19 protein-coding genes are annotated in these 15,001 nt (G+C 35.0%); 17 read left to right on the forward strand and 2 right to left on the reverse strand.

The features are described 5' to 3' along the window. Positions 1-5: 5 nt before the first annotated feature. The gene (locus tag ACFSC2_RS02240; RefSeq protein WP_379816006.1) at positions 6-3,233 is read right to left on the reverse strand and encodes a SusC/RagA family TonB-linked outer membrane protein; all 3,228 of its coding nucleotides are present in this window, start codon (positions 3,231-3,233) and stop codon (positions 6-8) included. 84 nt (positions 3,234-3,317) lie between these two features. Continuing rightward, positions 3,318-5,033, reverse strand: a complete 1,716-nt coding sequence (locus tag ACFSC2_RS02245; RefSeq protein WP_379816007.1) for a BamA/TamA family outer membrane protein — start codon at positions 5,031-5,033, stop codon at positions 3,318-3,320. Between the two features lie 167 nt (positions 5,034-5,200). On the opposite strand from ACFSC2_RS02245, the gene rpsL reads away from it, so the two are divergent. The 17 genes from rpsL to rplE all read left to right on the forward strand — a co-directional run bounded on the left by rpsL (position 5,201) and on the right by rplE (position 15,000). Beyond that, positions 5,201-5,584 (forward strand): 30S ribosomal protein S12, encoded by a 384-nt coding sequence (gene rpsL / locus ACFSC2_RS02250; protein WP_007136570.1) that lies wholly within the window; start codon positions 5,201-5,203, stop codon positions 5,582-5,584. Between the two features lie 24 nt (positions 5,585-5,608). Then, the gene (gene rpsG / locus ACFSC2_RS02255; RefSeq protein ID WP_026727879.1) at positions 5,609-6,085 is read left to right on the forward strand and encodes a 30S ribosomal protein S7; all 477 of its coding nucleotides are present in this window, start codon (positions 5,609-5,611) and stop codon (positions 6,083-6,085) included. An 11-nt stretch (positions 6,086-6,096) separates the two neighbouring features. After that, positions 6,097-8,253 (forward strand): elongation factor G, encoded by a 2,157-nt coding sequence (gene fusA, locus ACFSC2_RS02260; RefSeq protein ID WP_110305591.1) that lies wholly within the window; start codon positions 6,097-6,099, stop codon positions 8,251-8,253. Between the two features lie 11 nt (positions 8,254-8,264). After that, positions 8,265-8,570, forward strand: a complete 306-nt coding sequence (gene rpsJ / locus ACFSC2_RS02265) for a 30S ribosomal protein S10 (RefSeq protein ID WP_007803605.1) — start codon at positions 8,265-8,267, stop codon at positions 8,568-8,570. Between the two features lie 404 nt (positions 8,571-8,974). Then, a complete protein-coding gene (gene rplC, locus ACFSC2_RS02270) occupies positions 8,975-9,592 on the forward strand; it encodes a 50S ribosomal protein L3 (protein WP_379816009.1) in 618 nt (205 codons plus the stop codon). Beyond that, positions 9,592-10,221 (forward strand): 50S ribosomal protein L4, encoded by a 630-nt coding sequence (gene rplD / locus ACFSC2_RS02275; RefSeq protein ID WP_379816010.1) that lies wholly within the window; start codon positions 9,592-9,594, stop codon positions 10,219-10,221. The genes rplC and rplD overlap by 1 nt, the downstream gene beginning before the upstream one ends. Positions 10,222-10,228: 7 nt before the next feature. After that, complete coding sequence (gene rplW / locus ACFSC2_RS02280; protein ID WP_008464286.1) at positions 10,229-10,519, forward strand: 50S ribosomal protein L23; 291 nt, start codon at positions 10,229-10,231, stop codon at positions 10,517-10,519. A 9-nt stretch (positions 10,520-10,528) separates the two neighbouring features. Then, positions 10,529-11,353 carry a 50S ribosomal protein L2 gene (gene rplB / locus ACFSC2_RS02285; protein ID WP_008464287.1) on the forward strand — a complete coding sequence of 275 codons (825 nt, stop codon included), beginning with the start codon at positions 10,529-10,531 and terminating at the stop codon, positions 11,351-11,353. 6 nt (positions 11,354-11,359) lie between these two features. Further along, positions 11,360-11,638, forward strand: a complete 279-nt coding sequence (rpsS, locus tag ACFSC2_RS02290; protein WP_008464288.1) for a 30S ribosomal protein S19 — start codon at positions 11,360-11,362, stop codon at positions 11,636-11,638. 6 nt (positions 11,639-11,644) lie between these two features. Then, positions 11,645-12,058, forward strand: coding sequence for a 50S ribosomal protein L22 (gene rplV / locus ACFSC2_RS02295; RefSeq protein WP_007803631.1), 414 nt, complete (start codon positions 11,645-11,647; stop codon positions 12,056-12,058). Between the two features lie 5 nt (positions 12,059-12,063). Further along, positions 12,064-12,822: a 30S ribosomal protein S3 gene (gene rpsC, locus ACFSC2_RS02300; protein ID WP_008464292.1), complete on the forward strand. Its 759-nt coding sequence runs from the start codon at positions 12,064-12,066 to the stop codon at positions 12,820-12,822. A 19-nt stretch (positions 12,823-12,841) separates the two neighbouring features. Beyond that, positions 12,842-13,267: a 50S ribosomal protein L16 gene (gene rplP, locus ACFSC2_RS02305; RefSeq protein WP_017495016.1), complete on the forward strand. Its 426-nt coding sequence runs from the start codon at positions 12,842-12,844 to the stop codon at positions 13,265-13,267. Positions 13,268-13,279: 12 nt separating this feature from the next. Next, entirely contained in the window at positions 13,280-13,471 is a 192-nt protein-coding gene (gene rpmC, locus ACFSC2_RS02310) for a 50S ribosomal protein L29 (protein WP_008464297.1), read from the forward strand. Between the two features lie 17 nt (positions 13,472-13,488). After that, a complete protein-coding gene (gene rpsQ / locus ACFSC2_RS02315; protein WP_194140865.1) occupies positions 13,489-13,749 on the forward strand; it encodes a 30S ribosomal protein S17 in 261 nt (86 codons plus the stop codon). A 2-nt stretch (positions 13,750-13,751) separates the two neighbouring features. Further along, positions 13,752-14,120, forward strand: coding sequence for a 50S ribosomal protein L14 (rplN, locus tag ACFSC2_RS02320; RefSeq protein ID WP_007803649.1), 369 nt, complete (start codon positions 13,752-13,754; stop codon positions 14,118-14,120). Positions 14,121-14,131: 11 nt separating this feature from the next. After that, entirely contained in the window at positions 14,132-14,446 is a 315-nt protein-coding gene (gene rplX / locus ACFSC2_RS02325) for a 50S ribosomal protein L24 (RefSeq protein WP_026727873.1), read from the forward strand. A gap of 2 nt (positions 14,447-14,448) precedes the next feature. Further along, positions 14,449-15,000 carry a 50S ribosomal protein L5 gene (rplE, locus tag ACFSC2_RS02330; protein WP_017495015.1) on the forward strand — a complete coding sequence of 184 codons (552 nt, stop codon included), beginning with the start codon at positions 14,449-14,451 and terminating at the stop codon, positions 14,998-15,000. Position 15,001 lies beyond the last annotated feature (1 nt).

Here is a 15,001-nt window from a genome sequence, read left to right on the forward strand (position 1 = left end):
TTTGATTAGAAGTTAAGTTTTACATTAAATGAGTACACTTTAGTTGCTGGCATAACTCCTGATTGGTATCCTTGAATATTTCCTGCTGATGAACCTGCCTCAGGATCAGAAAAAGGAAGGTTTTTATCAATGATCCATAGGTTGTTTCCTATTACGCTAAATGTCATTCCTTTAATGTACATTTTGTCTAAAAATTTTGAAGGTAATGAATATGATAATCCTACTTCTCTTAATTTTACAAATGAACCATCGTAAACATAAGCCTTCGTTGGGTTTGTGTCAGAACTAAAAGCAGTTCCTCCAGATGTAGACGCATCAATTCTTGTTGTGTTTGGAGTTCCATCTTCATGAACACCTGGCAATATATATCCTCCACTGTCAGGACCTGATGTTAAAGGATCTCTTACAGAGTTTCCTAAGTCATTTAATCCTAGATCGTAAATACCTGTTTCTCTTCCATATGCCTGATCTAATGAGAAGATGTCACCACCTTTTTTAACATCGATTAAGAAGTTGAAAGAAATATTTTTGTATGTAAGTCTGTTAGAAACACCACCAATCCATTTTGCTTGAGTGTTACCGATAACTTTGTTTTCAGCTAAGATGTAGTATCCGTCTTCGTCAACAACTTTATTCCCGCTGGCGTCATAAGTGTAGTCTTTACCTCTAAGAGTTCCGTAAGGCTGACCAACAGTAGCATTTAAAGAAGCTCCTCCTTGGAAAGTTGCAAGTAATAAGTTGTCTCTTCCTTGGTTAAGAGAAACTACTGTATTTTGGTTTTTTGACCAGTTTACACCAATATCCCAAGTAAAGTTTTCAGTTTTGATTGGTTTTCCAGATAATGCAATTTCTATACCTTTATTTTCAATTTCTCCAGCATTAACTGTAGAATAGTTTACACCAGTTGAAGTAGACTGAGGAACGTTGAAAATTTGATCTTCTGTATTTGTTTTGTATAAAGACACATCAAAGTTTAATCTGTTTTTAAACATTGCCATCTCTAAACCTAATTCCCAAGCTTTTTGAGTTTCTGGTTTTAAGTTAGCAAAGTCTAAGTAAGTAGTACTGTTTCCAAATAATGGATTTCCTTCTAAACCATAATTGTTAACTTTTGCACCTAATCTTCCTGCAGCAGGGTCGTTACCAACTTGAGCATAGTTAACTCTAACTTTTCCTAGAGATAACCAGTCAGCTTTTACTAATTCAGAGAAGATTAAACTTGTTCCGATAGAGTAGTAGCTGTAGTTGTTATTTTCTTGTGGAAGAGCAGTACTTTTATCAAGTCTGTAAGATCCCTCAAGGAAAAGTAATTTTTTGTAATCTAAAGATAATTGTCCGTATAGACCAGATTTCTCATAAGTAATTTGAGATTCTTTTGCTGGTAAGAATACGTTTGAGTTGTCTAAGCTGTATAGACCAGCTTTTGCTAATCCACCAGTAGTTGAAGCTTGAATAGAATAAGCATCTGATCTTAAGAAAGTGTAACCTGCTAAGGCTTTAGCTCCGATATTTTCTGACAAGTTGAAATCATAAGTAACGATGAAATCATACGTTTGCTGCATGAAATCTCTTTTGTATAAAGAGTAACCTGATCCGTCGTTAGCTCCACTAATACCGAAAGTTTCAGCGTGGCTTCCTACAGCTTTTCTTAATTCTTGCTGATCGTTAGAGTAATCAATTGTTGCACGCCCCATTGCTGTTAGGCCTTTAACGATTTCGTAAGATAAGCTTGTACCTGCTAAAAATCTAGTTCTTTCATCTTGCTCAAAATTTTGATATCTGTCAAAATAAGGGTTGTTCCAGAATGCAGGAGCCAAATTACCATTTGTTGGATCCGTCATGTTCCAAGTAATGTTTTGCTTTGTTCTGTTGTACTCGCTTTCTAATTCTTTAATATCAACGTTAGTAGCCCACCATTGTCTGAAACCTCCGATGAAGTTGTCTCCATATCCAGTGTTATTTCTACCTGTAGTGTTTTGATTTGTAAAAGTAAAGAAAGCAGTTGAAGTTAATTTGTCTGATAAATCTCTAGAGAAATTACCGTTTAAACTGTTTTTGTTTAGTAAACTGTTTGGTAATACACCAGAATTGTTACTATTTGTAAAGCCTAAGTTGTAAGCTCCTTTTTCGTCACCACCCGTTAAATTGATGTTGTTTGTGTAAGTAGTAGATTTTTGAAAGAAATCAACTGGAGTATTTTTTGCTGCAACCCATGGAGTAGCTTTTCCGTAGTTAGGATTTCCTAATACGAATGCATTCCAGTTGTAAACCATGATATTTGGATCAAAAGCGTTACCGTAAGAAGCGTCATCTCCAGTAGAAGCTACTAAACCATTCGGATTTCCGAAAACGTCAGCTGTGTAGCTACTGTCTTCACCACCGTATCCTTCACCATATTTGTTTTGGTAAGTTGGCATAGTTTTTTTGTCAATTGCACCGATAGAAACCGTTGAGCTGATAGATACACCTAATGCAGAATTCTTTTTACCTTTTTTAGTTGTAATCATAATAGCTCCGTTTGATGCCTGGCTACCATAAAGAGCCGTTGCAGCTGCACCTTTAAGAACGTTAATAGACTCAATGTTGTTAGGGTCAATATCAGAAGCGGCGTTACCAAAGTCAAATCCTTGTCTTCCGTTTTGTGAATCTTGATCATTTAAGTTCGCATTACTAACAGCAACACCATCAATAACAATTAATGCTTGGTTATTTCCAGTGATACTTTTCATACCTCTCAAAACGATGTTTGTAGAACCACCAAAGTTAGAGTTTGCTTTAATCTCTAAACCTGCAACTTTTCCTGATAAATTGTTTAAGAAGTTATTTGTTGGACTGCTGTTTACTTGTTCAGCAGATACTAGTTGAGAAGAGTAACCTAAAGATTTTTTTTCTCTTTTTACACCCAAAGCGGTTGTTACAATTACGCCTTCAAGTTCTTGTGCATCTCCACCTAGTTTTACATTTACAACTGATGAACTTGCAGTGATTTCTTGGGTTTTCATCCCGATGTAGCTAAAAACCAATACTTGGCTTGCTGATGCTTTGATGGAGTATTTACCATCAAAATCTGTTTGCGTTCCTGATTTAGTTCCCTTAACTAATACACTTACGCCTGGTAAAGGCATTCCTGCATCGTCAGAAACTGTTCCAGAAACAGCTCTTTCTTGCGCAAATGATAAATGCGCAGCTAGTACTAGTAAAAGTACTAAGAATCCATTGAACTTTAGTTTCATTTTTAAATATTTTGAATTAGTATCGCAAAACTCTTAATAATTTGTTAACTATCCAAAGGAAAAAAACAAAAATTTCGTTAAACATTAAAATTTAACATTGTAACATATGTTTATAATAGTGTTATATAATTGTAAATCTTTCGTTCTTTCCGCGCCATTTGTAAGATTGATCTTTAGAATTCCGTTAATTGTGTTTAACGTTATGCCGATTCCAAGACCTGTTAAATTTTTGATTTTTTTAGGGTTTGTTGAAGTAGTAACGTCTTGATATAAACCATAATCCAAAATAGAATTAATATAAAGGTTACTGGATAAAAGATATCGATATTCTGTAAGAATTAATGATGTGAAATTGGCTTGAAGACTGTTTTCTAAAAAACCACGAATTGAATTTATACCGCCAAAACGGAATAATTCATTAGCGAGATAGGTTTTGCTTGAGAGAATGTAGTTTTGAGAAGCAAGATAAATGTAGTTTTTTCTGTTTAGCTCAAAATTATAACCAGCAGTTAGTTGGCTGTAAAATTGTTTTACAGCTTCAGTAGATCCAGAGTCAGTGTATGAATTTCTTTTTCCAAATCCGGCTGAAATATTTAAAAAAGACTTTTGAGGAAGTAAAATGTTAGAGTAATCACGCTTTTTATATTCAAAAGAACTTGTAACATATGAATTGTCAAAATCGCTGATTGTTGAACTATTGATATTTTGTATGTCGCTTGATTCTGTAGATTGATAACCTAGGTAAATTTTTGAATTATAATTAACATAGTAGCCTAAATCAATAGCTGTTTTGGTGTTTTGAAAAGTACTGTCTTGTTTGAAAATATTTAATTGAGCTTTTATTCCCAATGCTGTCTGAAAGATATATGGGATTTCGAGTTTAGTGTTGAATGTCTTTTGTTGGTTCCCATCGCTTTTCCAGTAAAGAGAGAATTGCTCTCCAGCTTTTAAAGTGTTTAAAAGAGAAATATCTATATATCCATTTAAGTTTAATTTTTTGTTTTCATCATTTGAAAAGCCGATATATCCATCAAAATTGTTCGCTTTTCTTTTTTCTATATATGTGTAAATTTTAGTAGAATCTTTAGTGAAAAGTATTTCAGGGTATTTGGATTGAGAAACAAATTCGAAGCTATTTATGTCATTGTAAAGTTCTTTACTGACTTCTTGGTTGAAAGTCTTATTTAGGTATTTTTTATTGAGTTGTTTTAAATGTCCTTTCGGGAAGAAATTTTTTGAATTTGGATTGGTGTAGTTGATTACGATCGAATTAATGTTCCTTTTTTCTTCTAAGCTGAAGTTGAGATTTGTAAAAATCGAATTTTCGATCTTTTTGATATTTTGAAGTTTTATTTTGCTCAATGCATATCCTGCTTTTTCTGCTTCTGTGATTTTTTGATTCAAATAATTTTCAAGTTGGGAGTAGGGTATGATTATGGTGTCTGATGTTTTTCTGTTTGACGAAAGAAAAGCATTTTGGCCACCTATATATATGTAGATGTTTTTTATTTGTTTTTTAAGATTAATTCTACACTGATAACTACTGTCATTTTGTTTGACAGTTTCTAATATTTGATTGTCTATATATCCTTTTTTTGAAAGTTTTTCGCTTGTTGTGCTAATTTCAAAAAATAAGGCTTTAAGATTTACATGCTGATTATTATAACTTAAAGAGTCGATAATTTGAGTTTCCGCTTCACTGCTCCCCAAAATTTTTAAATGTATTTTTTGAGCAGAACTAGAAAGGCTGATCCAGAATAATATAATGATGAAAAGCGGTTTTAATTGTAAAGATTTCATTTTTTAAAAATAAGGCAAATATCCCATGTTTGTTTCGAAAATAATAAGCTTTAATAATGTTATTGAAAATTAATGATTTAACGTTTGTATACTGAAAAATATTTTATACATTTGCAACCCCGTAAAAAGCGGGAATTTAATAAACATAATAATTTTTAGTATTAATTATGCCAACAATTCAACAATTAGTAAGAACAGGAAGAACTCAGATCACTAAGAAGAGTAAATCGGTTGCTTTAGATTCTTGTCCTCAAAGAAGAGGGGTTTGTACGCGTGTTTACACTACTACACCAAAAAAACCAAACTCTGCAATGCGTAAAGTTGCGCGTGTACGTTTGACAAATGGTAATGAGGTGAATGCTTACATCCCAGGAGAAGGACATAATCTACAAGAGCACTCGATAGTATTAGTGCGAGGTGGAAGGGTAAAAGATTTACCAGGTGTTAGATATCACATCGTTCGTGGAGCGCTTGATACGTCAGGTGTTGCAGGAAGAACGCAAAGAAGATCTAAGTACGGTGCTAAACGCCCAAAAGAAGCAAAAAAGTAATCTAAAAACTTTTAAGAAAAAGACATGAGAAAAAGAGCGGCAAAGAAAAGACCACTTTTACCAGATCCAAGGTTTAATGATCAATTGGTAACACGTTTTGTAAACAACTTAATGTGGGACGGTAAGAAGTCTACAGCTTTTAAAGTTTTTTACGATGCTATTGATATCATCGAGACTAAAAAACAAAATGATGAGAAAACTTCATTAGAAATCTGGAAAGATGCTTTAACAAACGTTATGCCTCACGTAGAAGTACGTAGTCGTAGAGTTGGTGGAGCTACATTCCAAATTCCAATGCAGATTCGTCCAGACAGAAAAATTTCTATGGCAATGAAGTGGTTAATACTTTATTCTAGAAGAAGAAATGAAAAATCTATGGCACAGCGTTTAGCGTCAGAATGTTTAGCTGCGGCTAAAGAAGAAGGTGCTGCGGTTAAGAAAAGAATGGATACTCACAAAATGGCAGAGGCTAATAAAGCATTCTCTCACTTTAGATTTTAATTCGTAAAGAAATGGCTAGAGATTTAAAATATACAAGAAATATCGGAATCGCTGCTCACATTGATGCTGGTAAAACAACAACAACTGAGCGTATTCTTTTTTATACTGGAAAATCACACAAAATTGGTGAGGTGCACGATGGTGCTGCTACAATGGACTGGATGGCACAAGAGCAAGAAAGAGGTATTACAATTACTTCTGCTGCTACAACTTGTACTTGGAACTTTCCAACAGAGCAAGGTAAAGTTTTACCAGAATCATTGCCATACCACTTTAATATTATTGATACTCCTGGTCACGTTGACTTTACTGTAGAGGTAAACCGTTCATTACGTGTCCTTGATGGTTTAGTTTTCTTATTTAGTGCTGTTGATGGTGTTGAGCCTCAATCTGAAACTAACTGGAGACTTGCAGATCAATATAGAGTTCCTCGTATGGGATTCGTTAATAAAATGGACCGTCAAGGTGCTAACTTCTTAGGAGTGTGCGGACAGGTTAAAGATATGTTGAAATCGAATGCGGTTGCAATTACTTTGCCTATTGGTGATGAAGCTGATTTTAAAGGTATTGTTGACTTGGTAAAAAATCAAGCTATTGTATGGCATGATGAAACTCAAGGAGCAACTTTTGATATCGTTGATATTCCTGCTGATATGGTAGACGAGGTTAGACAATATCGTTCTATCCTTATCGAAGAAATTGCTACTTACGATGAAAATCTTTTAGATAAGTATATGGAGGATGAGAACTCTATTACTGAAGAAGAGATTAATAATGCATTAAGAGCTGCTACAATCGACATGGCAATCATTCCTATGCTTGCTGGTTCTTCTTTCAAAAACAAAGGAGTTCAGTTTATGTTAGATGCAGTTTGTAAATATTTGCCATCTCCTTTAGATAAAGAAGGTATCGAAGGTATTCATCCTGATGATGCTGATTTGTTGGAAGAAGATCAAACTAAAATCTTGCGTAAGCCAGATGTAAAAGAGCCGTTCGCTGCTTTAGCATTTAAAATTGCTACTGACCCATTCGTAGGTCGTTTAGCTTTCTTCCGTGCTTACTCTGGACGTTTAGATGCTGGTTCTTATGTTTTAAATACTCGTTCTGGTAACAAAGAGAGAATTTCTCGTATTTACCAAATGCACGCAAACAAACAAAATCCAATCGAATTTATTGAGGCTGGAGATATTGGAGCTGCTGTAGGATTTAAAGATATCAAAACTGGAGATACTTTGTGTGATGAAAAGAATCCAATTATTTTGGAGTCTATGAAATTCCCTGATCCAGTAATTGGTATTGCTATTGAGCCAAAAACTAAAGCTGACGTTGATAAAATGGGTATGGCTTTGGCTAAATTAGCTGAAGAGGATCCAACATTTACTGTTAGAACTGATGAGGCTTCTGGTCAAACTATTATTTCTGGTATGGGTGAGCTTCACTTAGATATCTTAGTTGACCGTATGAAACGTGAGTTTAAAGTAGAGGTTAATCAAGGTGAGCCTCAGGTTGAATATAAAGAAGCGTTTACAAGATCTGCAACGCACAGAGAAACTTACAAGAAACAATCTGGAGGTCGTGGTAAATTCGGTGATATCGTATTTACAATCGAGCCTGCTGATGAAGTTGATGGTAAAGTTCCAGTTGGACTGCAGTTTATCAATGCTGTAAAAGGTGGTAACGTTCCTAAAGAATATATCCCTGCTGTTGAAAAAGGATTTAGAGAAGCTATGAAAACTGGTCCATTAGCAGGATATGCTGTAGATAGTTTGAAAGTTACTTTAACTGATGGATCTTTCCACCCTGTGGATTCTGATGCATTATCTTTTGAGTTAGCTGCAAGAATGGGTTATAAAGAATCTGGACGTGCTGCTGGAGCTGTTATTCTTGAGCCAATCATGAAAATTGAAGTTATTACTCCAGAAGAGAATATGGGTGATATCGTTGGTGACTTGAACCGTCGTAGAGGTCAGGTTAATGACATGGGTGATAGAAATGGAGCTAAAACTATTAAAGCTGATGTGCCTTTATCTGAAATGTTTGGTTATGTTACAACATTAAGAACATTGTCTTCAGGTAGAGCTACTTCAACAATGGAGTTTTCTCACTATGCAGAAACGCCTTCTAATATTTCAGAAGCGGTAATTAAAAAAGCAAAAGGTAACGCTTAATTCTTAAGAAAATGAGTCAAAAAATCAGAATAAAACTAAAATCTTACGATCACATGTTGGTAGATAAATCTGCTGAAAAGATCGTGAAAACAGTAAAAACTACTGGAGCAGTTGTAACAGGTCCTATTCCGTTGCCAACTCACAAAAAACTTTTCACTGTGTTACGTTCTCCGCACGTTAATAAAAAAGCGAGAGAGCAATTTGAGGTAATGTCATACAAGAGATTGATTGATATTTACTCATCTTCATCTAAAACTATTGATGCTTTAATGAAGCTTGAATTGCCAAGTGGTGTTGAAGTAGAGATAAAAGTATAATTTTTTTTATATTTTTTTATATAAAAAGCGAGTCAGAAATGTCTCGCTTTTTTTGTTTTTGAAATTGTGATTTTTAAAATAATTTTGAATGATTTTCAGATCAACTTTTTTTTTAAATTTTTCTAAAACCCTTTGTTTTAAAGTGGTGCAGATGTTTTTTGTTGTGAATTTGTTAGTTAATTGTCGTGTGTTAGTGATTTGTGTTACGAGGAAAAAGATTTAAGATTTAGAGTGAGTAAAGTTGTTTTTTAGCTTGGTTTTGAGCTTGGATTTTGATTATGAGCGATTTAATTTTCGTAACTGTTTGGTATATTCAATTTTAATATCTACTTTTGCACTCCCTGTTTGGAAATTTCTGTTATTTTCAAATTGAAGGGAATTTTAGTAATTAATAATTAATATTTATGTCTGGGTTAATTGGTAAAAAAATCGGCATGACTAGTATTTTCGACGAAAACGGGAAAAACATTCCTTGTACAGTAATCGAGGCTGGGCCGTGTGTTGTTACCCAAGTCAGAACCAAAGGTGTTGACGGGTACGAAGCGTTGCAACTTGGTTTCGATGACAAAAACGAGAAACATTCTACTAAAGCTGCTTTAGGGCACTTTAAAAAAGCTGGAACTGTTGCTAAGAAAAAAGTCGTTGAATTCCAAGATTTTGCAGCTGAACAAAAATTAGGGGATCTTATAGATGTTTCTATTTTTGCAGAAGGAGAATTTGTAGACGTACAAGGTGTGTCTAAAGGTAAAGGTTTTCAGGGTGTTGTTAAACGTCACGGTTTTGGTGGTGTTGGACAAGCTACTCATGGTCAGCACAACCGTTTAAGAGCGCCAGGTTCTGTAGGAGCTTCTTCTTATCCATCTAGAGTATTCAAAGGAATGCGTATGGCTGGAAGAATGGGTGGAGATAATGTAAAAGTACAAAACCTTAGAGTTTTAAAAGTGGTTGCTGAAAAGAACCTACTTGTTGTTAAAGGGTGTATTCCTGGACACAAAAACTCTTACGTAATCATTCAGAAGTAATGGAAGTAAAAGTATTAGATTTCAACGGAAAAGATACTGGGAGAAAAGTTCAACTTTCTGATTCAGTATTCGCAATTGAACCAAACAATCACGCAGTATATCTTGATGTTAAGCAATATCTTGCTAATCAAAGACAAGGTACTCACAAAGCTAAAGAAAGAGCTGAAGTAACTGGTAGTACGCGTAAGATTAAAAAACAAAAGGGAACAGGTACTGCTCGTGCGGGAAGTGTTAAAAACCCATTGTTTAAGGGTGGTGGAACAGTTTTCGGTCCAAGACCAAGAAGTTATTCATTTAAATTGAATAAAAACTTGAAAAGATTGGCTAGAAAATCTGCTTTCTCTATCAAAGCAAAAGAATCAAATATTATCGTTTTAGAAGACTTTAATTTCGATACACCAAACACTAAAAATTTCGTTAACGTTTTGAAAGCTTTAGGGTTAGAAAGTAAAAAATCTTTATTTGTGTTGGGAGAGTCAAATAAAAACGTATATTTGTCGTCACGCAATTTAAAGGCTTCAAATGTCGTAACTAGCTCAGAATTAAGCACTTACGCTATTTTAAACACTAATAATTTAGTGCTTTTAGAAGGTTCTTTGGAGTTAATTGAAGAAAATTTAAGCAAATAATAGGATTATGAGTATCATTATTAGACCTATAGTAACAGAAAAAGTAACCAAAGAAAGTGAAGTTCTAAACCGCTTCGGATTCGTTGTTAATAAAAAAGCAAACAAAGTTGAAATTAAGAAAGCTGTAGAGGCTGCTTATGGAGTGACTATTGTTTCTGTTAACACAATGAATGTGAGACCAGATAGATCTACTAAATACACTAAAAGTGGTTTAATCAGTGGAAAGACAAATGCTTATAAAAAAGCAATTGTTCAAGTACAAGAAGGAGAAACAATTGATTTTTACAACAATATCTAAGATAGAAAAATGTCAGTAAGAAAATTAAAACCTATTACCCCAGGTCAGCGATTTAGAGTTGTGAATGGTTATGACGCTATTACAACTGATAAGCCGGAACGCTCTTTGATAGCGCCGATAAAAAACTCTGGAGGTAGAAATAGTCAAGGAAAGATGACCATGCGTTATACGGGTGGTGGTCACAAGCAGAGATATCGTATTATTGATTTCAAAAGAACTAAAGACGGAATTCCGGCTACAGTGAAATCAATCGAATACGATCCAAATCGTACTGCATTTATCGCTTTGTTAGCTTATGCTGATGGGGAGAAAACTTATATTATCGCTCAAAATGGATTGAAAGTTGGTCAGAAGTTAGTTTCTGGACCAGAGTCTCAACCTGAGATTGGTAATACTTTACCTTTAAGCAGAATTCCTCTTGGAACTGTTATATCTTGTATTGAGTTACGTCCAGGACAAGGAGCTGTTATCGCTCGTTCAGCTGGAACTTTTGCTCAGTTAATGGCAAGAGACGGGAAATATGCAACAATTAAAATGCCATCTGGTGAAACAAGATTAATCTTGTTGACATGTTCGGCTACAATTGGAGCTGTTTCTAACTCTGACCACCAATTAGTTGTATCTGGAAAAGCAGGTAGAACAAGATGGTTAGGAAGAAGACCTAGAACTAGACCAGTAGCGATGAACCCAGTTGATCACCCTATGGGAGGTGGTGAAGGACGTTCTTCTGGAGGGCACCCACGTTCAAGAAACGGATTGCCAGCTAAAGGTTACAGAACTCGTTCTAAGAAAAACCCGAGTAACAAGTATATCGTAGAACGTAGAAAGAAATAATAAGATATGGCACGTTCATTAAAAAAAGGACCTTTCGTTCATTATAAATTAGACAAGAAAGTTCAAGAAAACGTAGAAAGTGGTAAAAATGCAGTTGTTAAGACTTGGTCTAGAGCTTCAATGATTACTCCAGACTTCGTTGGGCAAACTATCGCAGTTCATAACGGTCGTCAATTTGTACCAGTTTACGTAACAGAAAACATGGTAGGTCACAAATTAGGAGAGTTTTCACCAACTAGATCTTTTAGAGGTCATGCTGGAGCAAAAAATAAAGGTAAAAAATAAGAAGCAATGGGAGTTCGTAAAAGAGAAACAGCAGATGCGAGAAAAGAGGCTAATAAGTCTATTGCTTTCGCAAAATTGAATAACTGCCCTACTTCACCTAGAAAAATGCGCTTAGTAGCGGACTTGGTAAGAGGTCAGAAGGTAGAAAGAGCACTTAACATTTTAAGATTCAGTTCTAAAGAAGCTTCAAGAAAATTAGAAAAACTATTATTATCTGCTATCAATAACTGGGAGCAAAAAAATAGTGAAGGTAATTTAGAAGAGGCTGGATTATTTGTTAAAGAGATCAGAGTAGATGGTGGAATGATGTTAAAAAGACTTCGTCCAGCTCCACAAGGTCGTGCACACAGAATAAGAAAACGTTCTAACCACGTTACAATCGTGCTTGGAGCTATCAATAACACACAAAGCAATTCTTAAGCAGCATGGGACAAAAGACAAATCCAATTGGAAATAGACTTGGTATCATCAGAGGATGGGACTCAAACTGGTATGGTGGAAATGATTACGGCGATAAATTAGCTGAGGATCACAAAATCAGAAAGTATATCCACGCTCGTTTATCAAAAGCTAGTGTATCTAAAGTAATCATCGAGAGAACTTTAAAGCTTGTAACCGTTACTATCACTACTGCTAGACCTGGTATCATTATCGGTAAAGGTGGACAAGAGGTAGACAAGTTAAAAGAGGAACTTAAGAAAGTTACTGACAAAGAGGTTCAAATCAACATCTTTGAAATTAAAAGACCTGAGTTAGATGCTTATCTTGTGGCGACAAGCATCGCTCGTCAAATCGAAAGCCGTATTTCTTACAGACGTGCAATCAAAATGGCTATTGCTGCTTCTATGCGTATGAACGCTGAAGGTATCAAAGTTTTGATTTCTGGTCGTTTGAATGGTGCTGAGATGGCGCGTTCAGAAGGTTTCAAAGAAGGTAGAATTCCTCTATCAACTTTCAGAGCTGACATTGATTATGCTTTGGCTGAAGCTCACACTACTTACGGTAGAATGGGTATCAAAGTATGGATCATGAAAGGTGAAGTTTACGGTAAGAGAGAGCTTTCTCCGCTTGCTGGAATGGACAAAAAACAATCTGGTACAGGTGGTGGTAAAGGTGGAGATGCTCCTAGAGGCAAATCTAACTTTAACAAAGGCGGAAAACCAGACGCTCGTAAAAGAAAGTAAATTTTTAAACTAAAGAAAAATGTTACAGCCTAAAAGAACAAAATACCGTAAGGTACAAAAAGGTAAAATGAAAGGTAACTCTCAAAGAGGGCATGAACTTTCAAATGGAATGTTTGGTATTAAATCTGTACATGAAGATGGAATGTTCTTGACTTCTCGTCAAATCGAAGCTGCACGTATCGCTGCAACTCGTTACATGAAGAGAGAAGGACAATTATGGATTAAAATATTTCCAGACAAACCTATTACTAAGAAACCTCTTGAAGTACGTATGGGTAAAGGTAAAGGAGCAGTTGAGTATTGGGCTGCTGTTGTTAAACCAGGAAGAATTATGTTTGAAGTTGGAGGGGTTCCATTGTCAGTTGCAAAAGAGGCTTTACGTCTTGCAGCTCAAAAACTTCCAGTAAAAACTAAGTTCGTCGTTGCTAGAGATTTCGAAGCATAATTTATATTTATTATGAAACAATCAGAAATAAAAGATCTTTCTGCAGCGGAGTTGCAAGAAAAACTTAGTCAAACTAAGAAAGTATATGCTGACCTAAAAATGGCTCACGCTATTTCTCCAATTGCTAACCCACTTCAAATTAGAAGTGTTAGAAGAACAGTTGCAAGATTGGCTACAGAGTTAACTAAAAGAGAGTTACAATAATTGTATTCTGCTGAAAGATGGAAGAAAAAAGAAATTTAAGAAAAGAAAGAATAGGTGTTGTTACTTCAAATAAAATGGATAAATCTATTGTTATTGCTGAAGTAAGAAAAGTAAAACACCCATTATACGGTAAGTTCGTGTTAAAAACTAAGAAATATGTTGCACACGACGAAAAAAACGACTGTAACATTGGAGATACTGTAAGAATTAGCGAAACGCGTCCTTTAAGTAAAACAAAATGTTGGAGATTAGTTGAAATCTTAGAAAGAGCTAAATAATTATGGTACAACAAGAATCAAGACTAAAAGTAGCAGATAACACGGGAGCTAAAGAAGTTTTAACTATTCGTGTTTTAGGAGGTACTAAAAGAAGATATGCCTCTGTTGGTGACAAAATTGTAGTTTCTATCAAAGATGCAACTCCAAACGGAAACGTGAAAAAAGGAGCTGTTTCAACTGCAGTTGTTGTGCGTACTAAAAAAGAAGTGAGAAGAGCTGATGGTTCTTATATCCGTTTCGATGACAATGCATGTGTTCTTTTGAATGCTGCAGGGGAAATGAGAGGAACTCGTGTTTTTGGTCCGGTAGCAAGAGAACTTCGTGAAAAACAATTCATGAAAATTGTATCATTAGCACCAGAAGTGCTTTAATTCGTTTTAAGATGATAAAGCTAAAAATAAAATCAGGAGATATCGTAAGAGTAATTGCTGGAGACCATAAAGGTGCTGAAGGTAAAGTTTTACGTGTTTACCGTGAGAAAAATAAAGCGATAGTTGAAGGTGTAAACATGGTTTCGAAACATACAAAACCAAGTGCTAAAAACCCTCAAGGTGGTATCGTTAAGAAAGAAGCTTCTATTCAAATTTCTAACATTGCTTTAATTGATCCTAAAACTAAGGAAACAACTAGAGTAGGTATTAGAGTAGAAGGAGATAAGAAAGTAAGATTTTCAAAAAAATCTAATCAAGTACTATAGTAATGGCATATACACCTAGACTAAAAGAAGAATATAAGAGTAGAGTAATCTCTGCTCTTAAAGAGGAATTCGGATATACAAACGTAATGCAAGTTCCTAAATTGGAAAAAATCGTTTTGAGCCGTGGAGTTGGTGCAGCTGTATCTGATAAAAAACTTATTGACTATGCAGTTGATGAGTTAACAAAGATCACTGGACAAAAAGCAGTATCTACAATTTCTAAGAAAGACGTTGCGTCTTTCAAATTAAGAAAAGGGATGCCTATTGGAGCAAAAGTAACTTTACGTGGTGAGAGAATGTATGAGTTTTTAGATAGACTTATAACTTCTGCTTTACCGCGCGTTAGAGATTTTAGTGGTATCAAAGCTACAGGTTTCGACGGAAGAGGAAATTACAATCTTGGAGTTTTAGAGCAAATCATTTTCCCTGAAATTGATATTGACAAAGTAAACAAAATTTCAGGAATGGATATTACTTTTGTTACTACTGCAAAAACAGACAAAGAGGCAAAGTCATTATTGGCTGAATTAGGTTTACCTTTTAAAAAGAATTAAG

It is taken from the genome of Flavobacterium artemisiae, from assembly GCF_042678225.1.
GTDB lineage: Bacteria > Bacteroidota > Bacteroidia > Flavobacteriales > Flavobacteriaceae > Flavobacterium > Flavobacterium artemisiae.